We start from the raw sequence: 18,841 nt of genomic DNA on the forward strand, positions 1-18,841 counted from the left end.
ATCCTCTTCTACTTCAACCCCTCTCTATCCAATAAATAAACCATCGCACTCATGCTGGCAGCTCCTAGTTCCAGCTCTCGCCGGTCCACTGCTTCAAATACATCCGCAGGAGTGTGATGGTAGATGAAGTATTTCTGTGTGCTGGGCCTTAAGCCGATCAGTAGGGTACCATGTGATCTTAGTGGACCAATGTCCGCACCACCACCATTTTGATCAAAATCCCAAACACGGTATGGAAGAAAGTAGTCTTTCCATGCTTTGATTTGTTCTCGTTGTTCATCCGTGCCAGAGGAGGAAAAGCCTAATGGCTGAAACCCACCTGAGTCAGATTCCAGTGCAGCGATATGCTTCTCGTCTTTTTCCTTAGCTACCCGAGCGTACTCACGTCCACCTCGCAATCCATTCTCTTCATTCATCCACATCACAGCTCTAAGCGTTCGCTTGGGAGTGATACCCAAAGCTTTGAAAAGTCTTAGGGCCTCTATGGCCTGCATACACCCGGCACCATCGTCATGAGCGCCTTCACCAACATCCCAGGAATCTAAATGACCACCCACAGCAATGATTTCATCTGGGAACTCCGAACCCCGCAGCTCGCCAATCACATTATAGGATAGGACGTCAGGCAGTTGCTGGCAGTGTGTTTCAATATATACCTTCAGTTTTTGTTCTTTTAAAACCTGGCTCAGTTTGTCGGCATCATTGGTGCTGATAGCTACAGCAGGAATCTGGTTGATTAGTGCTTTATAGTTGAGAGAACCTGTATGAGGGATGTCATCCTTTCGATTAGTAACTGAACGAATAATGATGGCTTTTGCCCCGTATTTGGCTGCTTCTGAAGCTCCGGAAGATCGCTGGATTACAGCCCCTCCATAAGCTCCGAAGGTGTTGATGATGGTAGGGTCCATTGCTCCATTGTAAAAAACTATTTTACCTTCCATTTTTTTGCCCAGTTCATTCACTTCATCAATTCCACTTACTTCAATCACCTCAGCAAGCACCCCTGCAGGACCAGTACCAACAGAATTTCCCAGAGCTAGTGCATTCATCTCAAAGGTTCCGTGTTTATCTGAATTAATAGCTCGAACAATTTCTTTCTTCCCACGAACCCAGTGAGGCACCATCACAGGCTGTAAATACACAGTATCAAATCCATAGGACTCCATGAGTTGCCTGGTGTACTCCACGGCTGCCGCCGCTTCAGGGGAGCCCGACAATCGGCTGCCAATGTCTTTGCACAAAACACGTAGATCTTCATATACATGTCCATTGGTCAGGGCTTCATCATAGATTTTTTTAATGGTTTCCTCATGCTGTGCTAAAGAAAGGATTGGGATTAGGAATAGGAGCGTTGCTATTTTTTTCATAATCGAAAATTAGAAAATATGAATGATGAATTATTAGCTCATTTGATCAGTGAAAAATTCATGCTTTGAAGGGAGTGTAAAGAGGTATGAGGGGTAGAAGGGGATGTTTATAAATTAGCTACTATCTCAGGGATCACCCTGTGTCCACCTTCATACCAGTGCAATTCTGGCTCCCGGCCCATAGCAGTTTTCACCACTTCATTCTGATTTAGTATCATTTCTTCTTTGAAATAGATGTCTTCCCGGCTGGTATAATAGTGAATGCCTTCTTTTCCAGTTAGGAAATTCCAGTCATTTGGATTGGTGTCCGGAGGGAAAGTACCTGCCCATATAATCATCTGGTCAAATGGATTTTTGGCGTGAGCGGCATATCTGCCCATGGTGGCTGTGCCCTGAGAAAAGCCAAAGTAGATAAGCTTTTTATCAGAAATATTGAATTGTCCAAGTACTGTGTCTATGTATGAATACTGATTCTCAATTTCCGTTAGTCGGTCTTCTTTAGTCATCCATGAAGCCCCTACACGTCCATATACACCTTCCAGATAGTATTTTGATAGTCCTTGCGGAGCAATGATGAAGTTGTTACCTGGATCAAGCACCTCAAACTTTTTGATGAAATATTCAGCAAGCTGGCCATAGCCATGAAAGATGAGCCACACCCGTTCGGTTTTTTCTGTAAGCCTATTGAGCGTATAGAAAGAGGCCTTTATTGAAATATCAATGTGAGACTGAGTACTCATATAATAAGATTACCCCGCCACCATTTGCATCATCAGTCCACATAGGTAAGCCCCATAGGTTCCTAGCACATAACCCAGTACAGCCATCAGCACCCCCACAGGAGCTAGAGAAGGATGAAACTCAGACGCAATAACTGGGGCAGAGGCAGCACCACCCACATTAGCTGTACTACCTACCGCAATAAAGAAATAAGGAGCCTTGATCAGTTTGGCGACAATAGCCAGCAAAAGGACATGGAATAATATCCATGTGATGCCTAGGAAAAAGTATCCGGGATTAGAAAATATGGCCAGAATGTCCATATTCATACCAATAGCTGCTATCAGAATATAGATAAAAGCTCGTCCAACGCGTGATGCACCTACTCCTTCCAGTTCTCTCATTTTCGTGAATGAAAGGATCACCCCCAGAGTTGTAGCAATCACCACAATCCAGAAAAATCCGGAGGTGAGACTGTATTGTTCAAGGGCAGGAAACTGCTCGAGATAAGGCACAATCAGGTCACTGCAAAAGTGGGCAAAGCCCGTGCAGGCAAACCCAACCATTAGTACTTTCATCAGATCTGTCAAATTTGGAATCCGAGTGACGCTGGCCTGATAGTTTTCCATTTTTACTTTCAACGACTCAATCGCTGAGGAATCTGCCTTGAGTTTTCGATCTATCAGTTTTGTCACAGCCACTCCTGCAATCAGAATCCCAAGCCATGCATTTCCGACAATAATGTCCACCGTTACCATCGTGGAAAACAATTCATCACTTACCTCAAAAACTTCCTTCATGGTGGCTTGATTGGCACCACCACCTATCCACGACCCGGCTATGGTGGTCATCCCTCTCCATACCTCATTAGGAGCTACTCCACCCACTAGATCAGGAGCTATATGTGAGAAAATGATGATGGTGAGTGGCCCACCTATCATGATACCAACGGTCCCGGTTACAAACATGATCACAGCCTTTGACCCCAACTTGGCAATTTCTTTCAAATCAACACTGATGGTGAGTAGCACCAAACTGGCAGGAAGTAGATACCTTGAAGACACAAAGTATAAGTTGGATTGGGAAGGATCGATCAATCCAACGGCCTTCATCAATGATGGTAGAAAGTAGCATACCAAAAGCGCTGGCACATAGGAGTAGAACTTTTTCCATCCTGGATGATCTAAAGAAGAGGTATAGAAAACTCCGCCCAACATAAGCATGAGTATTCCAAAAATCACGGCATCATTTGTGATGATAGGTTGATCCATAGTTTTGTCAATTTGCTTCAAGAATAATCATTTCCATTGAGCATATCCATGAATATTTTATTTTTGAAAGAAAATACGATTATGGGAAAAGGAGATAAAAAAACCCGAAGAGGTAAAATCGCCATGGGCACTTATGGTGCAAAAAGACCCAGAAGCGCAAACAAGAAAGTGGAAGCACAACCGACTAAAAAGTCATCAAAAAAGAAATAGATAATGAGATTAGTGTGGCTAATCTGCGCTGTATTTTTTATTAATACGGCAGTGGCGCAAAAGACATATGTGGGAGTGAAAGCAGGAGGCCATGCATCTTCAGCATTTATTGAACATACCATTTTCAACATCAACCTGAATGCTAGTTTCTTGCCGGGTGTAAATAGTGGCGTATTCATTAAATACCTACCAAAGCCGGGAGATACATTTTTGAATTCGGGTATTCAGCTTGGGGTTAATTATGTGCAAAAAGGGTGGAAGCAAACCTTCCTAACCGATGAGCCATCTTATACAGCAAGGATGAACTATTTAGAGATTCCCCTGGAAGGCATTGGGTACTTTGGAGGAGAAAACAAATATTTCATCTCAGCCGGGCTTTATGCTGAGATTTTGATGAGTGTGGATAAAGATCCTGAGCCGGCAGCAGACAATCGGGGAGGAGCAGACTTTTATACATACGAGGAGGATCGCGATCGTGAGTTTGGGTATGGTGCCAGACTCGGCGGTGGAATTTTTAGAGACCTATCCATAGGCACTTTCCAATTGGAAGGATTTTTTACCTATAGTTTCAGTAATTTTATTGACCCTGGGGATTTGGTGGATGAAACACCCGATCTCTCGAATCATTGGTCGGTCGGGGTGACCCTTGGATATATGATCTCTTTTAGTAAAAACTAATGAATAGAAAAAAACTGAATGCACTCCGGTATATGAACGTTTTGGTTCTGCCGATCTTAGCATGGATCAGTTTTAACTCTAAAGGTTGGATCACCTATCTGCCACTTATCGAGTCTTTTATTTTTATCCCGCTTTTGGAGCTGGCCTACACTCCAGATCCGAGTAATCTAACTGAAGAGAAGGAAGCGTTAAGAAAGGATGACCCAATCTACGATTGGCAACTTTATATTATGGTTCCAATTCAGTTCGCCCTATTAGTTACGTTTTTGTTTTCTATGCAGGAAGTGGGACTCACATGGGTGGATAAGGTGGGACGAATCTCTGCCATGGGATTGATGTGTGGTGTGATCGGAATCAATGTTGCACATGAGCTGGGGCATAGAAAAACCTGGTATGAGCAGCTAATGGCCAAGGCGCTTTTGATGACGTCCCTATACATGCACTTCTTCATTGAACACAACCGTGGGCATCACAAAAATGTAAGTACCAAGGAAGATCCATCTTCTGCACGTTACGGTGAGATGCTTTATACTTTCTGGGTTCGCTCTGTTGTGTTTGCGTACCTGTCAGCCTGGAAATTGGAAGCTAACCGCCTTGCTAAAAAAGGAAAGTCGTCTTTTTCAATAAGCAATGAAATGATTCAATTTCAACTTATTCAGGTGGCGTTTACATTAGGTATTGGATTTTTATTTGGATGGACTGTGATGGGCTATTTCATATTAGCTGCTGTGATGGGATTCCTGCTGCTGGAGACGGTCAACTACATCGAACACTATGGACTGGAGAGGGACAAGAAAGGAGATGCTTATGAGCGTGTGATGCCACATCACTCATGGAATTCAGACCACAAAATTGGTCGCATTATTTTGTTTGAGCTATCACGTCATTCTGATCATCACTACATAGCAAGTAGAAAGTATCAAATCCTTCGTCATATTGATGAAAGTCCTCAGATGCCTACGGGCTATCCAGGCATGATGATACTGGCAACCATTCCTCCATTATGGTTTGCGGTTATGAATCCACGTATCAAAAAGATGAGAGAGTCAGGCCTGGCTCAGGCTGCCTAGAGGTTTAGCCAATAGTTGATTTTGAAAATGATGGCTCTATTTCTAGTCTGAAATCCATCAGTAACATAATTATCTGTGTACACCAGAAATATATCCGACACGGGCTTGAACCTCCATTGAAATCTTGAATTATGACCTAGATTTTCCTGCTGCGAATTGTACTGAATGAAAGTGGTAAAGAAGATGTTGTTACTCAAAGTTAGATCAATCCTCGGGCCGATCAGGTAGAGATTTGCATCACTATAAGGATCAGGAAGGTTGATTTTATTGTACTCACCATTTAACTCCACCTGCATAATTGGTGGTAACCTAAATGTAAGCCCCAACTCGGCATTGAATCGTTTGCCATTAAAGAAGCCACCATTGCCAACAAACGCTCTAAAGATGAAATTTTTTCGCCTATCAGTACGGTAGAATATTCTGTATCTGTACCAATCATGAGTGGTGTTTGCTTCCAGTTCCAACCCATCTGACCCGGATGGGTCAAATGACGAAGTTAGGGACACGAAGTTCCAGTTTGCACCAACTTCTAAGTATGAGGTATTCAAAAATGAAAACCCGTACTCAAATCCTCCATCATTGTCCAACCTGTCCCATTCGTTAGTCAATACCCCTCCAAAGTTCAATCTAGGACCGTGCCTCTGTATTGCTTTTCCGTCAGCAGTAAAGAAATTATATTCTGAGCCAATGCCATAATTAGTCACTCCGGGTCTAGGAACAAATCCCACTTCAGCATTGTGATTTTCACCAATACGTTGAAAGTTTGTTCGAATTCCAAACTCAGGTTTTTGATAGCGAAGAAATGCTCCTGTGGCGTACTTTCCATCAGCGCTCACATTTGGATCAGCTGATCGGTGATAGAAAAAGTCACCCTCCCATGTATTATCTACAGTTGCCAGGTTGTAATCCAATCCATACACATAGTTGTACTCACTTAGCGTAATTAAGGTATCACTGGGTGAAAGCTCATTACCTTCAAAGTCTCTCAACTGTCCAGTCTCTGCTAGAGTGGTTGAGTCATATTCTACTGCCGCATTGCCCAGGTTATTTCTTCCTACGAATATGGCACTGAGTCTTGAGCGCTGAAAAATCTGACGTTCAAGTACAGCTACAGAATAGTTTTGAGCTGGTGAAATTTCATCCTTCGTTTCATCTCTATTTGTCACCATGTTGAGAGCACCTACTCTCCATTTACTCCCGATTTTCCCACTGAGTCTACCACCGGCAATGATGGGTACATTCCTTCTGGTATCCCCAGACCCCTGGATTCCAATTCTCCGTGAGAAAAATGGTCTGGATCGGCCAAAACCTCCATCAGCAAACAAGTCCTGATTTTCCAAAAAGAATTGCCTCCGCTCAGGGAAAAAGATTTCAAAACGTTGAAGGTTAGTCACTTGCTGATCAACCTCTACCTGACTAAAGTCTGGATTAAAAGTTAGATCCAGGTTTAGCGAGCTGGAAACTGCAATTTTTGCGTCAAAACCTGCATCCAGTTTATACTCAGTAGATTCACCAGCTGCATGATCTTTGCCAGCACTCGAGGCTACATAGGGTATGACCGTCATGTTGGGGCCGGCTGATTTTGGAGGAGTATCCCACAGCATTTTACCTGAGAAGGTCATATTGCTGGGACGGTATCCCTGCGGTACCTGAATCCATGCACTTTGTTCATTTCGCTTTAGGTTGTTCCTTAAAACTTGAATATTCCATTGAGGATCGTTGTTGTACCTTATCGTTTTAAATGGAATAGAAAGCTCAGCTGACCAAAAGCCGTCACCTTGATGAACCGCGCTATACCATTTGTTATCCCAGTCGTCTCTTACGTCACCGCCAAGTAGAACCAGCCCTTCTCGCTGCACATTGTTGGGAGTGACCTGAAAGGAAAACCCATTGGTTTTGTCATTATATGGATCTATATAAACTGCTACATTATCATTGGATCCCCAGTTAAAATCTCTTCGAAGGGTTGTAGATATGTAACCCCCTTCCAGTTGATCATAACAGATGATCCCAATAATGATGGAATTATCTGTGTAGGTGATCATAAACTGAGTACTGTCCTTGGCTAGCTGATCATCCGTAGGAAATATCTGGACAAATCCACCTCCTCTGGGGAGGGTTTGCCACACATCTTCATCCAGACGTCCATCGAGTTCTATGAAGCCATCTGTTTTTTGAACAGCATAGCTTACCTGATCAGGTTCGTTTTGAGCCTGAATTGTAAACCATAAAAAAGCAAAAAATATGGAAAGTTTACCCTTCGTTCCGTTCATCCATCGGTATCAGGTGCTGATCAGCCACTGATCTTAAGAAGTTCCTGTTAGAATTAATGCTTGGGTCTTTATAGATATATGCTGAAAGATCAGCAATCACCCCTGGCTTGTATCCAAGATTCAAAGCGAGCTTTTCACAAAATTTGATTTCATTCGAGTGTACCTTGCCATCTGCCTTCATCATTCTGATGATGTTGAACAAATAGTTGAATTTCTCATCGGGTGGTAGATCCTTAAGTTTAGGAATTGGACGAGGGTTGTTTATAAGTTCTGATGTTTTTTCCTCAGAAACGCCAAGTCCATCTGCGATAAACATGATTAATCTATATTCTTCCTCAGCCACTACATTGTCTGCCTTAGATAGATGTGCTAAAATGCTTATTTGTTCTTCATGCGATAACATGGCGGAAATTTAGTTTAAAAACCTTAATCGAGGGATGCACTTACACCAGCGGATTAAAAATAGTTTATAAATTTTGAAAGAGCCTTGCATTTTAATTACAAATGCAATTAGCTTAGCGATCGTAATGATGATGACAAACAAATATTGGTGGTGGCATATCGACAATCCTGATTGTTGACGAGCTACTGCTGTGTTTAAAAATATACCTAAACCCTGACAGTTTCGTCAGGGTTTTTTTTGTTTATACCAATGAGTAAAATAGAAATAAAGACCCGTGAACGTACCATTTTGGCGGATACTATTACTCCGGTAAGTATCTACCTTAAGTTACGCGATCGCTTCGCCAATTCCTTTTTATTGGAGAGTTCAGACTATCATGGTGCTGAAAACAGCTTTTCATATATCTGCTGTTCTCCTATGGCCCATATAAAAGTGGAGAATGGAGATGTTGAGAAGCGTATGCCCGGAACAGCCCCTGAGCAATATCCACTAACTAATTTAAAAAATGAGATCAGTGATTTTACTAAATCTTTTCAAACAAAAATTGCTGACAATGGCTATATCCGATCCGGCCTGTTTGGCTATTTCAATTATGATGCAAAAGCGGAGTTCGGAGATCTGAAGTTAAAAGAGACAGACCGTTCAATTCCAATTGTACAGTATCATTTGTTTCAGTTTATCATCGCTCTAGATCATTTTAAAAATGAGTGTCACATTATTGAATCATATGTAAATAAGAAAGATGACGGCTTGTTCGATGAGGTGGTCTCTTTGATTCAGCAGCGTAATATTCCGGGATACCCATTCAAGGTTACGGGTGATAAAGTTTCAAATAAGACAGACGAGGAATACCTGGAATCTGTGAAGAAAGGAATTCATCACTGTCACGTTGGAGATGTGTTTCAGGTCGTCTTGTCCAGAAATTTTCAAGTACCGTATCAAGGGGATGACTTTCAGGTCTATCGTACGCTTCGATCGGTTAATCCCTCACCATACCTGTTTTATTTTGATTATGGCAGCTTTAGGATTTTTGGTTCATCCCCGGAAGCACAAATCGTCCTGAAAGACAGGAAGGCGGAGATTCATCCGATAGCCGGGACTTTCAAGCGAACAGGTAATGATAAGGCTGATTTTGAATTGGCAGAAGAGCTTCTAAATGATCCCAAGGAAAATTCTGAGCATGTAATGCTAGTGGATCTGGCGCGTAATGACCTAAGCCACAGTTGTAATAATGTAAAAGTGGAAACCTACAAAGAGGTACAATATTACTCGCACGTCATTCACCTGGTATCCAAGGTAACTGGTGAGATGAAATCTGATGCCTCATTTATGGATATCGTGGCTGAGACTTTTCCAGCAGGCACTTTATCAGGGGCACCCAAGATACGTGCGATGGAGATCATCGAAGAAAATGAAAATACACCTCGTGGCTTTTATGGCGGTGCTGTCGGATTTATGGATTTTAATGGAAACTTCAATCATGCCATTATGATCAGGAGCTTTATGAGTAAAAACAACAGGCTAAAATTCCAAGCAGGGGCAGGAATTGTAGCCCAATCGAAACCTGAAAATGAGCTTCAGGAGGTTTTCAATAAGATTGGAGCATTGGAACATGCAATAAAAGAAGCTGAGCGATTATGAAAAAGGTATTGGTAATAGATAATTACGATTCGTTCACCTACAACCTGGTTCATATTTTGAGAGAACTAGGGTATGAGGAGTCAATGCAGATAATGCGCAATGACAAATTTGAACTAAGTGAAGTAGAGCCTTTTAGTCACATCCTACTTTCGCCGGGTCCGGGTCTCCCAAAAGATGCAGGGCTCATGCCGCAGGTTATTGAGAAGTATGCACCAACCAAAAATATCTTAGGTGTTTGCTTAGGACATCAGGGTATAGCTGAAGTTTTTGGTGGAAAGCTTTTCAACCTTCCTCAGGTTTATCATGGAATGGTGACTCCAATCACACTAAAAGCACAAGACCTACTTTTCGAAGGACTTCCTTCTACATTCAATGTTTGCAGGTATCATTCCTGGGTGGTGGCAAAGGACAGTCTTCCTGATATATTGGCAGTAACAAGCGAAGCTGAGAATGGAAACATTATGTCTGTTCGACACAAGCAATACAATGTCAGAGGGGTTCAGTTTCACCCTGAATCAATCATGACAGAACATGGAAAAAAGCTAATCCAAAACTGGTTGTCGCTATGAAGGATATACTCAATCGTTTAATAAATAACCAAACCCTCTCACGTGAAGAGGCTAAGGAGGTCCTTACTGGGCTTGCAACAGGGCAGTATAACAATAGTCAGATTGCATCATTCCTGACAGTCTACCTGATGAGGGCGATTCGTGTAGAGGAGCTGGAAGGCTTTCGTGATGCGATGTTGGAGCTATGTAATCCTGTTGATTTGGAAGGGTACAACGCCATCGATGTGTGCGGTACCGGAGGAGATGGCAAGAATACCTTTAATATCTCTACCATTTCGTCATTTGTGGTAGCCGGAGCTGGTGTCCATGTGGCCAAGCATGGAAACTATGGAGTCTCTTCAGTGAGTGGTTCCTCGAATGTGCTCGAATATCTCGGGGTAACATTCTCAGGTGATCCGGATCAAATGAAGCGATCGATGGATGAGTCAGGAATCTGCTTCATGCATGCGCCCCTGTTTCATCCAGCCATGAAGAATGTGGCACCTATTCGAAAGGAGCTTGGGGTAAAAACCTTTTTCAATATGCTCGGACCGATGGTGAACCCTGCATTTCCACCAAATCAATTGGTTGGAGTATTCAGCTTGGAGCTAGCGAGGCTTTATGGCTACTTGTATCAGAACACCTCTAAGAATTTCTCTATAGTTCATTCATTGGATGGGTACGATGAAATTTCCCTGACGAGTGATTTTAAATTGATTTCGAACAGGGAGGAGGCCTTGGTTTCAGCAAATCAGATTGGACTTACGAGTTTTAAACAAGAAGATCTACATGGAGGTGAAACCATCAAAGATGCAGCAGCAATCTTTATCCAAATTTTAAAAGGTAAGGGAAGTGAGGCTCAATGTCAGTCGGTGCTGGCCAATGCTGGCCTGGCTATCTCTACCGTCAAACAGTCATCTTTTTCAGAGGGAATTGCTGAAGCCAGGGAATCACTTGCTTCCGGAAAAGCCCTACAATCATTCAAGAATTTTTTAAGTGTAAATAGTTAATGGATATCCTTTCAGAAATAGTAGCCAATAAGCGAAAAGAAGTAGCAGCCAGCAAGGAGCTTTATCCTGTTAAACTTCTGGAAAAGAGTGCCTATTTTGAGGGACAGCCCGTTTCGTTAAAAAAGTATTTGCAACGACCGGATAAGTCGGGCGTGATCGCTGAGATCAAACGGAAGTCACCTTCAAAAGGCATCATAAATGCGCACGTATCGGTGGAGCGAACTTCTATAGGATACATGCAGGCGGGTGCTTCTGGCCTTTCGGTTTTGACGGACAAGGAGTATTTCGGTGGAACGTCAGAAGACCTCAAAGTGGCCAGAGCTTTCAATTTTTGTCCAATTCTACGGAAGGATTTCATGATAGATGAGTACCAGGTGATTGAAGCTAAATCCCTGGGAGCTGATGTGATTCTTCTCATTGCAGCAGTTTTGGAAAAGAAGGAAATAGAAAGTCTGGGAGAACTGGCACAAAGCCTGGGGATGGAAGTTCTTTTGGAAGTTCATAATGAAGATGAACTAAAGAGAAGCCTGACGGATAAGGTGAATTTAGTTGGAGTGAATAATCGTGATCTGAAAACATTCAAGACCGATGTGCAGAACTCCATCAACCTGGTCGATAAAATCCCTAATGAATTTGTGAAAGTGACCGAAAGTGGATTGTCAAATCCTGAAACGGTTAATAAACTCAAAAAACTTGGGTTTGAGGGCTTCTTAATTGGTGAGACATTTATGCAAAGTGGCCGCCCGGAAAAGGCCGCTAAAGAATTTATAAAGCAACTGATATGAAAGATCTAAAGCTGAAAGTGTGCGGAATGAAAGATCCCGAAAACATTCGAGGACTTATCGATCTGCATCCCGATTTCATTGGATTTATCTTCTACCCAAAATCACCTCGATATGTGGATGAGATGGATGAGGATTTTATCATGAGAATTCCAATTAGTATTCGAAAGGTTGGCGTATTTGTGAATGAAACCATTGAGAAAATCGTCAAACTCTCTGATCGATACGGGATCGAATATATACAGCTTCATGGCGATGAAGATTTAGATTTTGCTAAGCAATTAAAATCGAAGGGATTGAAAATAATCAAGGTGTTTCGAGTAATGGATACCGTCCCATTTGTAGCGAAAAAGTACGAAGGAATAGCAGACTACTTCCTGTTCGATACCGCTTCCATTAACTATGGCGGATCAGGACGTCACTTCGATTGGAACATTCTGCGTACTTACAATCTATCCGTTCCTTTCCTTTTAAGTGGGGGTGTGCAACTGAGTGATATTGAGAAAATCAAGGCAATGGAGATAGAAAAGCTGGTGGGCGTGGATGTAAATAGTCGATTTGAACTAGAGCCAGGCCTTAAGGATCTCGAAATGGTAAAATCACTAAAGGAAGTTTTATGAGCAGTTTTAGTGTAGATGAGCGAGGATTCTATGGAAAGTTTGGAGGTGCCTACATTCCGGAGATGCTGTATCCCAATGTAGAGGAGTTGCGAATCAACTACCTCAAGATCATTGAGTCCGAAGATTTTCAGAATGAGTTTAATGAACTGCTTAAGACCTATGTAGGTAGACCCACGCCCTTGTATTTTGCTTCTCGTCTTTCTGAAAAATATAAGACCAAAATTTACCTGAAAAGGGAGGATTTGTGTCACACCGGTGCACATAAAGTCAACAATACCATAGGTCAGATTTTGCTTGCTAAACGACTTGGTAAGTCAAAGATCATTGCTGAAACTGGTGCCGGTCAGCATGGTGTAGCAACTGCCACCGTATGTGCATTGATGGGTATGGAGTGTGTGGTTTATATGGGGGGAATTGACATGGCTCGTCAACGGCCAAATGTGGAGCGGATGAAGATTCTGGGTGCTGAAGTAATGCCTGCGGTTTCCGGTAGCAAAACATTGAAAGATGCAACCAATGAGGCGATGCGTCACTGGATCAACAATCCAACCGACACACATTATATCATAGGGTCTGTTGTGGGTCCTCACCCATATCCTGATATGGTGGCAAGGTTCCAGTCAGTTATCAGTGCTGAAATACAAAATCAATTGCAGGAATCTGAAGGAAGAAATGCCCCTGATCATGTCATTGCTTGTGTGGGTGGGGGTAGCAATGCAGCAGGAGCCTTTTATCATTTCCTGGAAGATGAATCAGTCAACCTGATCGCAGCTGAGGCAGCAGGGCAAGGCTTGCAAACAGGTAAATCTGCAGCAACAACCGCATTGGGTAAACCAGGTGTGTTGCATGGAAGCAAAACGCTACTCATGCAAACTAATGATGGGCAAGTAGTAGAACCTTACAGTATTTCTGCGGGGTTGGATTATCCAGGTATTGGCCCGATGCATGCCCACCTTGCTGATACGAGGAGAGCAGAGTTTTACTCGATCACGGATGAGGAAGCGATGATAGCGGGTGTGGAGCTAAGCAAATTGGAAGGAATTATCCCCGCGATAGAGTCAGCACATGCATTGGCTATATTGGGAAATAGGAAGTTTGACAAAGATGAGGTTGTCGTTATTAACCTGTCAGGTCGTGGAGACAAAGATTTAGAAACATACATCAAATGGGGAAAGTACTGACCATGCAAAATCGAATAGATCAGATTTTTGAAGAGCGAAAGGATATCCTCAATATCTATTTTACCGCAGGATTCCCTTCTGTTGATGATACGGTGCGAATCGCAAAAGCGCTGGAAGAGGCAGGAGCCGATATGTTGGAAATAGGCATGCCTTTTAGTGATCCTGTGGCAGATGGCCCTACCATTCAAGACAGCTCGCAAACTGCACTTGAAAATGGGATGACAATTCAAAAACTTTTCGAGCAGCTAGAAAATTTACGAAACGAAGTTTCTATTCCGGTGCTTTTGATGGGATACATCAATCCGATTATCCAATTTGGGATCCAACGATTCTGCGATAAATGTGCGGAGGTTGGAGTAGACGGTGTAATTGTACCTGACCTACCTATGCAGGAATATTTAGAAAGCTATCAAAGTCAGTTTCAGGCCAAAGGCCTTCACAATATTTTTCTGATTAGTCCAAACACTTCTGATGATCGGATCAGACAGATAGATCAACATTCAGGAGGTTTCATTTATATGGTTTCATCTTCGAGTATCACGGGTGTCAAGACTGGAGTGCAGGATGGTCAGCTGGAGTATTATAAAAGAATAAAAGAAATGGAACTAAGAAATAAGAGGCTTGTCGGGTTTGGAATTTCAGACAAAGAGACATTTGATGCAGCCTGTGAATTTGCAGATGGAGCCATTATCGGAAGTGCCTTCATTCGCCAACTGAAAGGTGATGCTTCTGAGGCTGGGATTAAACAATTTGTTAAAAACATAAAAGGGTAACAATGATCATACAACTTGAAAATGGAGTAAACGGTGAGGTGTTGGCCTTAGTAGAAGAGGAGCTAAAGTCTTTAAAGTACAAAACCACTCATGTTCAGACACAGTACGGAAGTTACCTGATTGGAACAGGGAAGAAGCAGTTTGATATTCGGAAAATTGGACATCTGAAAGGGATCAAAGATATTCATGTAGTTTCAGATGACTATAAATTGGTTTCTGCGAAATGGAAGGTGAACCCGACGGTCATTGATCTTGGAGATGATGTAAAAATCGGAGGAGGCCATTTTGCCCTCATGGCCGGCCCTTGCAGCATAGAGGGCGAAGAAAACATTATGGACACCATCAACTTCCTGAAATCAAATAATGTAAAGATTATGCGTGGCGGAGTTTATAAGCCCAGAAGTTCACCATACTCATTCCGAGGACTCGGCATTGATGGATTGAAGCTGTGGCATAAGCTGGCAAAGGAAAATGGGATCAAGATCGTGTCGGAAGTCATGCAGGTATCTCAGATAGAGGAGATGTATGACTATGTAGATATGTTTCAGGTAGGAGCCAGAAATACTCAGAACTACAATTTGCTAGATGAACTTGGTAGGGTAGATAAGCCGGTTATGATAAAGCGAGGTATCTCCGGTACGATAGATGAACTGTTGTATAGCGCAGAATATGTGTTTTCAGGAGGGAATGAGCGATTGCTCCTTTGCGAGCGCGGGATTCGGACCTATGAAAAAGCGTCTAGAAATACCTTCGACATAAATGCAATACCCATTTTAAAAGAAAAATCGCACCTTCCTGTTATCGCTGACCCCTCTCACGGGATTGGAATTCGTGACCATGTAGGTGCAGTGGCCATGGCTGCTACCGTTGCAGGCGCGGACGGTGTGATCTTTGAAACGCATTGCCGACCTGAGGAGGCCTTTTCTGATGGTCAGCAGACACTAGACTTTCCAGACGCCAGTAAGCTGATAGAAAAATTGAATTTATTAAATGGAATGACCACTAACTAGGATGAAGCAGATTTACGAAAGTTATACGAAAGAGGATTTTGAGGTTTGGAAGATCCTCTTTGATCGTCAAATGAAACAATTTCCAACCCACGCTTGTGATGCTTATAAGGAGGGGCTGAAGATTGCTGATTTTGAAACTGGCCTCATTCCAAATTTTGATGAGACCAATAAGATACTGAAGGAGACCACCGGCTGGCAGCTGGCTGTGGTGCCAGGCATTGTGCCGGATTATACGTTCTTTGAGCTGATGGCGAATAAACGCTTCCCGGCCACTACCTGGTTGAGGAAGATGAAGGAACTCGATTACCTGGAAGAACCGGATATGTTTCACGATGTGTTTGCTCATGTTCCATTGCTCACTAATCAGCATTTCGTCAATTTTCTGGAGGAGCTCAGTAAGATTGGGCTTGGTTATGTGGGCAATGATCACGCGATCCAGCTTCTTTCCCGTGTTTATTGGTTTACGGTGGAGTTTGGATTGATTCAGGAAACTGAAGGCCTGAGAATTTATGGTGCTGGGATTCTCTCATCTGCCGGCGAGACGAAGTTCTCTTTGAGTGACGAGCCACCCAAGCATGCCTTCAGTATAGAACATATGTTGGAGACACCCTACAGGAAAGATGTATTTCAGACGGAGTATTTTATCACCGAATCGTATGAGCAGCTATATGAAAGCATTCCAGAGATTAAAGAATTGATGTCTGCTAAGCTGGAGAAAGGGGTTTTAAAATAATGTGGATAAACCCGTGGAAAAGTGAAGGAAAACTTGTTGAAAACTAGATAGTTACATTCTTTGGAGATGTAAAATTATACTCTACATTAGTATCATCAAACAAGGGATAGGAAACTGAAACGTAAGTTTCCAGTCAGACAAAGGGAAGTTGATTTTAAGTTTGGCTTGGGTCAGCGAAGTTTGAATGACTGTTGAGGAAAAGCGATCGCAGAGGCAACTCTCGAAGACGCATCCGAAGGGGTTCCGAACAGTAGTTTGAAATATTGCAGTTGCTACGGCAGTTGCAGTATTAAAAGGGTGAAGATCAATCTGATTCTTCACCCTTTTTGTTTTCATGCCTGGGCCCTCCGTATTTCTTCTGATTGATTGAATCAATCAAATCCTTATCTTTATGCAAACAATCGCCTAGCCAAATGAAGAAATTTGACATCTGTGTCATCGGCGGTGGTCCGGCAGGATATGCAGCTGCTATGAGGGCCATCGATTTCGGAAAACGTGTTGCACTTATTGAAAAAGACAAACTGGGAGGAGCAGGAATCCACCAGGGAGCACTCTGGAGTAAGACCTGGTGGGAAATATCCAGAGAGGCGCGTATGATCAACCTCCACGGGAATGCCCTAAATGTTGGGAGCACTGAATTTAGTTTCGAAAAAGTAAAATACGAAGTGGCTCAAGCGGTGGAGCAGCGGGTAAGCCTGCTTACTCACCATATGGAAAATATCAATCTTGGATTGGAAAATGAACTGTTCGAGTACATACATGGTGTGGGAAAAGTAAGTGGTAAAAACACAGTGGAGGTAACAGGGAATGGGCATGATCAGACGTTGGAAGCTGATTTTATTGTGCTTGCTACTGGCAGTGTGCCACGTAAACTTCCTCACCTCCCAATAGATGAAAAAATTGTTTTCACTTCCGACGGACTTAGTAATCTGACCAAATTCCCTAAATCCATCGTGATCGTAGGTGCTGGGGTCATCGGGTGTGAGTTTGCAACTATTTTTTCAAATTTTGGCCACACAAAAGTTCATTTGATCGATAAAGGTGATCGTATCCTTCCTTTCGAGGATGAGGATGTGGTTAAGGTGATTGAGAAAAACCTGGAAGAAAAGGGTGTACTTATCCATCGCAATTCACAACTCATTGAAATGAAGGTAGACGAAGACGAGGTAGTCTATATTCTTGAGTATAACGATGGAAGAAAAGAAAGCTTCCGTGTTGAAAAAGGTTTGATTTCTATTGGTCGTGTGCCACAGTATGATCAGCTGCTTGATGAAAGCCTCGGTGTGGAGGTAGATAATAGAGGTATCAAAGACGATCTTACTCAAACTTCTGTATCCAATATCTATGCTGTTGGTGATATCACTGCAGATATTTCACTAGTAAACGTAGGGGAGTTGGAGGGGCGGTATGCAGTGGAGCGAATTTTCGGAAAACCTGAGCAGCCACTAATCTATAAAAACATCTCAACCATCATGTTCCTTGATCCTGAAGTTGCTGGTGTGGGGATGAACGAAATACAGGCAAAACAAGCAGGACTGCAGTATAAAACAGTGAGCTTGAATTATGAAACCATTTCCAGGGCTACTGCAATGAGAAACACCGAAGGATTCATCAAAGTGCTAGTGACGAACGATGATGACATGCAGATTCTTGGTATGAGAGTGGTTGGTGAACATGCTTCTAGTGCCATACAGGCTGTTGCTTTGCTTATTTCTCAAGATCGTAGTATCAAGGAACTGGCTGAACTCATACACCCACACCCATCTATTATAGAGGGAATTCAGGAGTGTGGAAGAATCCTGATGGGCAAGCCATTGTTTAAGCCTCGCGTATTGCGAAATGCGATTAGGTGTCAGGTATGGGATGGTAAGACTTACAAGGATTTAGTCAATTAAGGACGACTCCTTAAGATTCAAAACCAACTTGAAGGTTTCAAGTTCCCCTAATTGAAGTTTTGGAGTTAGATTGAAGTATATTTAATCAACCTAAAAAGCTGTCAATCATGATTAAAAAAATATTGTTAGGCCTGCTGGCCCTGATCGTCATTTTTGTACTTTATGTACTCTATGTAATATTTATTGCAGAACCGGTGAGCCCCCCGGACTCTGTTAGCTACAATGCCGATGGATTAGAAATCACTGTAGACTACAGTCGCCCATTTAAAAAAGATCGGCTGATTTTTGGTGAAAAAGAGGATGGAGCTTTACAGCCATACGGTGTTTACTGGAGGTTGGGCGCGAATAATGCCACGGAGATTGAGTTTAGCGATGATGTAATCTTTGGCGGGGAGCCGGTAGATGCAGGTAGGTACAGAATGTATGCTGTGCCCGGTCCCGATGTATTTGAGATTTCTTTAAACTCCGAGCTTGATGTTTTCTTTGCTGTGGCAGAACCCGATTATGAGCTTGATGTAGCTAAAATTCAGGCACAAGTCACTTACAAAGATCAGATTACAGAGCAGCTGACTATCAGCTTTTCAAGTGATTCTACAGCCGTCTGGATGAACATTGATTGGGATAATTATTTAGTAGCTGTTCCAATCCAGCAATAG

19 protein-coding genes are annotated in these 18,841 nt (G+C 42.7%); 14 read left to right on the forward strand and 5 right to left on the reverse strand.

Going from position 1 to position 18,841, the window contains the following annotated elements; all coding sequences use genetic code 11:
- Positions 1-8 precede the first annotated feature (8 nt).
- The 3 genes from ACEQZT_RS04665 to ACEQZT_RS04675 all read right to left on the reverse strand — a co-directional run bounded on the left by ACEQZT_RS04665 (position 9) and on the right by ACEQZT_RS04675 (position 3,358).
- Positions 9-1,367 carry a M20/M25/M40 family metallo-hydrolase gene (locus ACEQZT_RS04665; RefSeq protein WP_370087723.1) on the reverse strand — a complete coding sequence of 453 codons (1,359 nt, stop codon included), beginning with the start codon at positions 1,365-1,367 and terminating at the stop codon, positions 9-11.
- A gap of 107 nt (positions 1,368-1,474) precedes the next feature.
- The gene (locus ACEQZT_RS04670; RefSeq protein WP_370087725.1) at positions 1,475-2,107 is read right to left on the reverse strand and encodes an alpha/beta hydrolase; all 633 of its coding nucleotides are present in this window, start codon (positions 2,105-2,107) and stop codon (positions 1,475-1,477) included.
- Positions 2,108-2,116: 9 nt separating this feature from the next.
- Positions 2,117-3,358 carry a DUF819 domain-containing protein gene (locus tag ACEQZT_RS04675; protein WP_370087727.1) on the reverse strand — a complete coding sequence of 414 codons (1,242 nt, stop codon included), beginning with the start codon at positions 3,356-3,358 and terminating at the stop codon, positions 2,117-2,119.
- A 48-nt stretch (positions 3,359-3,406) separates the two neighbouring features.
- Between ACEQZT_RS04675 and ACEQZT_RS04680 the strand changes: the two genes are divergently transcribed.
- The 3 genes from ACEQZT_RS04680 to ACEQZT_RS04690 are packed head-to-tail and all read left to right on the forward strand — an operon-like array spanning position 3,407 to position 5,316.
- Positions 3,407-3,568: a 30S ribosomal protein THX gene (locus ACEQZT_RS04680; RefSeq protein ID WP_370087729.1), complete on the forward strand. Its 162-nt coding sequence runs from the start codon at positions 3,407-3,409 to the stop codon at positions 3,566-3,568.
- Positions 3,569-3,571: 3 nt separating this feature from the next.
- Positions 3,572-4,246 carry a porin family protein gene (locus ACEQZT_RS04685; protein WP_370087731.1) on the forward strand — a complete coding sequence of 225 codons (675 nt, stop codon included), beginning with the start codon at positions 3,572-3,574 and terminating at the stop codon, positions 4,244-4,246.
- Positions 4,246-5,316 carry an alkane 1-monooxygenase gene (locus ACEQZT_RS04690; protein ID WP_370087733.1) on the forward strand — a complete coding sequence of 357 codons (1,071 nt, stop codon included), beginning with the start codon at positions 4,246-4,248 and terminating at the stop codon, positions 5,314-5,316. Before ACEQZT_RS04685 ends, ACEQZT_RS04690 begins: the two co-directional genes overlap by 1 nt.
- Here the strand turns inward: ACEQZT_RS04690 and ACEQZT_RS04695 are convergent.
- Positions 5,313-7,589, reverse strand: a complete 2,277-nt coding sequence (locus ACEQZT_RS04695) for a DUF5916 domain-containing protein (protein WP_370087735.1) — start codon at positions 7,587-7,589, stop codon at positions 5,313-5,315. The two genes, ACEQZT_RS04690 and ACEQZT_RS04695, sit on opposite strands and share 4 nt — an antisense overlap.
- A complete protein-coding gene (locus tag ACEQZT_RS04700) occupies positions 7,570-7,992 on the reverse strand; it encodes a TerB family tellurite resistance protein (protein WP_370087737.1) in 423 nt (140 codons plus the stop codon). Before ACEQZT_RS04700 ends, ACEQZT_RS04695 begins: the two co-directional genes overlap by 20 nt.
- Positions 7,993-8,241: 249 nt before the next feature.
- Here ACEQZT_RS04700 and ACEQZT_RS04705 point away from each other — a divergent pair, with 249 nt between their 5' ends.
- The 11 genes from ACEQZT_RS04705 (at position 8,242) to ACEQZT_RS04755 (ending at position 18,841) form a co-directional block, all read left to right on the forward strand.
- A complete protein-coding gene (locus ACEQZT_RS04705; protein WP_370087739.1) occupies positions 8,242-9,633 on the forward strand; it encodes an anthranilate synthase component I family protein in 1,392 nt (463 codons plus the stop codon).
- Positions 9,630-10,202: an aminodeoxychorismate/anthranilate synthase component II gene (locus tag ACEQZT_RS04710; RefSeq protein WP_370087741.1), complete on the forward strand. Its 573-nt coding sequence runs from the start codon at positions 9,630-9,632 to the stop codon at positions 10,200-10,202. The genes ACEQZT_RS04705 and ACEQZT_RS04710 overlap by 4 nt, the downstream gene beginning before the upstream one ends.
- Complete coding sequence (gene trpD, locus ACEQZT_RS04715) at positions 10,199-11,191, forward strand: anthranilate phosphoribosyltransferase (protein ID WP_370087743.1); 993 nt, start codon at positions 10,199-10,201, stop codon at positions 11,189-11,191. Before ACEQZT_RS04710 ends, trpD begins: the two co-directional genes overlap by 4 nt.
- Positions 11,191-11,976, forward strand: coding sequence for an indole-3-glycerol phosphate synthase TrpC (gene trpC, locus ACEQZT_RS04720; RefSeq protein ID WP_370087745.1), 786 nt, complete (start codon positions 11,191-11,193; stop codon positions 11,974-11,976). The genes trpD and trpC overlap by 1 nt, the downstream gene beginning before the upstream one ends.
- Positions 11,973-12,593 carry a phosphoribosylanthranilate isomerase gene (locus tag ACEQZT_RS04725; protein WP_370087747.1) on the forward strand — a complete coding sequence of 207 codons (621 nt, stop codon included), beginning with the start codon at positions 11,973-11,975 and terminating at the stop codon, positions 12,591-12,593. Before trpC ends, ACEQZT_RS04725 begins: the two co-directional genes overlap by 4 nt.
- Positions 12,590-13,774, forward strand: coding sequence for a tryptophan synthase subunit beta (gene trpB / locus ACEQZT_RS04730; protein WP_370087749.1), 1,185 nt, complete (start codon positions 12,590-12,592; stop codon positions 13,772-13,774). Before ACEQZT_RS04725 ends, trpB begins: the two co-directional genes overlap by 4 nt.
- Positions 13,759-14,547 (forward strand): tryptophan synthase subunit alpha, encoded by a 789-nt coding sequence (gene trpA / locus ACEQZT_RS04735; protein WP_370087751.1) that lies wholly within the window; start codon positions 13,759-13,761, stop codon positions 14,545-14,547. The genes trpB and trpA overlap by 16 nt, the downstream gene beginning before the upstream one ends.
- A gap of 2 nt (positions 14,548-14,549) precedes the next feature.
- Positions 14,550-15,557 (forward strand): 3-deoxy-7-phosphoheptulonate synthase, encoded by a 1,008-nt coding sequence (gene aroF / locus ACEQZT_RS04740; RefSeq protein WP_370087753.1) that lies wholly within the window; start codon positions 14,550-14,552, stop codon positions 15,555-15,557.
- 1 nt (position 15,558) lies between these two features.
- Positions 15,559-16,290, forward strand: coding sequence for a phenylalanine 4-monooxygenase (locus ACEQZT_RS04745; RefSeq protein WP_370087755.1), 732 nt, complete (start codon positions 15,559-15,561; stop codon positions 16,288-16,290).
- A gap of 413 nt (positions 16,291-16,703) precedes the next feature.
- Positions 16,704-18,185: an NAD(P)/FAD-dependent oxidoreductase gene (locus ACEQZT_RS04750; RefSeq protein WP_370087757.1), complete on the forward strand. Its 1,482-nt coding sequence runs from the start codon at positions 16,704-16,706 to the stop codon at positions 18,183-18,185.
- A gap of 107 nt (positions 18,186-18,292) precedes the next feature.
- Positions 18,293-18,841, forward strand: a complete 549-nt coding sequence (locus ACEQZT_RS04755) for a DUF2911 domain-containing protein (protein ID WP_370087759.1) — start codon at positions 18,293-18,295, stop codon at positions 18,839-18,841.

It is taken from the genome of Ekhidna sp., assembly GCF_964218185.1.
Lineage (GTDB): Bacteria > Bacteroidota > Bacteroidia > Cytophagales > Cyclobacteriaceae > Ekhidna.

Bases quoted from the DNA above. Each gene is read 5' to 3' on its own strand.
- ACEQZT_RS04710 (WP_370087741.1), top strand. From the start codon at position 9,630: ATGAAAAAGGTATTGGTAATAGATAATTACGATTCGTTCACCTACAAC.
- ACEQZT_RS04705 (WP_370087739.1), top strand. From the start codon at position 8,242: ATGAGTAAAATAGAAATAAAGACCCGTGAACGTACCATTTTGGCGGAT.
- trpA (WP_370087751.1), top strand. From the start codon at position 13,759: ATGGGGAAAGTACTGACCATGCAAAATCGAATAGATCAGATTTTTGAA.
- ACEQZT_RS04670 (WP_370087725.1), bottom strand. From the start codon at position 2,107: ATGAGTACTCAGTCTCACATTGATATTTCAATAAAGGCCTCTTTCTAT.
- ACEQZT_RS04685 (WP_370087731.1), top strand. From the start codon at position 3,572: ATGAGATTAGTGTGGCTAATCTGCGCTGTATTTTTTATTAATACGGCA.
- ACEQZT_RS04680 (WP_370087729.1), top strand. From the start codon at position 3,407: ATGAATATTTTATTTTTGAAAGAAAATACGATTATGGGAAAAGGAGAT.
- ACEQZT_RS04725 (WP_370087747.1), top strand. From the start codon at position 11,973: ATGAAAGATCTAAAGCTGAAAGTGTGCGGAATGAAAGATCCCGAAAAC.
- ACEQZT_RS04750 (WP_370087757.1), top strand. From the start codon at position 16,704: ATGAAGAAATTTGACATCTGTGTCATCGGCGGTGGTCCGGCAGGATAT.
- ACEQZT_RS04700 (WP_370087737.1), bottom strand. From the start codon at position 7,992: ATGTTATCGCATGAAGAACAAATAAGCATTTTAGCACATCTATCTAAG.
- aroF (WP_370087753.1), top strand. From the start codon at position 14,550: ATGATCATACAACTTGAAAATGGAGTAAACGGTGAGGTGTTGGCCTTA.
- trpC (WP_370087745.1), top strand. From the start codon at position 11,191: ATGGATATCCTTTCAGAAATAGTAGCCAATAAGCGAAAAGAAGTAGCA.
- ACEQZT_RS04675 (WP_370087727.1), bottom strand. From the start codon at position 3,358: ATGGATCAACCTATCATCACAAATGATGCCGTGATTTTTGGAATACTC.
- ACEQZT_RS04665 (WP_370087723.1), bottom strand. From the start codon at position 1,367: ATGAAAAAAATAGCAACGCTCCTATTCCTAATCCCAATCCTTTCTTTA.
- trpD (WP_370087743.1), top strand. From the start codon at position 10,199: ATGAAGGATATACTCAATCGTTTAATAAATAACCAAACCCTCTCACGT.
- ACEQZT_RS04755 (WP_370087759.1), top strand. From the start codon at position 18,293: ATGATTAAAAAAATATTGTTAGGCCTGCTGGCCCTGATCGTCATTTTT.
- ACEQZT_RS04695 (WP_370087735.1), bottom strand. From the start codon at position 7,589: ATGAACGGAACGAAGGGTAAACTTTCCATATTTTTTGCTTTTTTATGG.
- ACEQZT_RS04745 (WP_370087755.1), top strand. From the start codon at position 15,559: ATGAAGCAGATTTACGAAAGTTATACGAAAGAGGATTTTGAGGTTTGG.
- trpB (WP_370087749.1), top strand. From the start codon at position 12,590: ATGAGCAGTTTTAGTGTAGATGAGCGAGGATTCTATGGAAAGTTTGGA.
- ACEQZT_RS04690 (WP_370087733.1), top strand. From the start codon at position 4,246: ATGAATAGAAAAAAACTGAATGCACTCCGGTATATGAACGTTTTGGTT.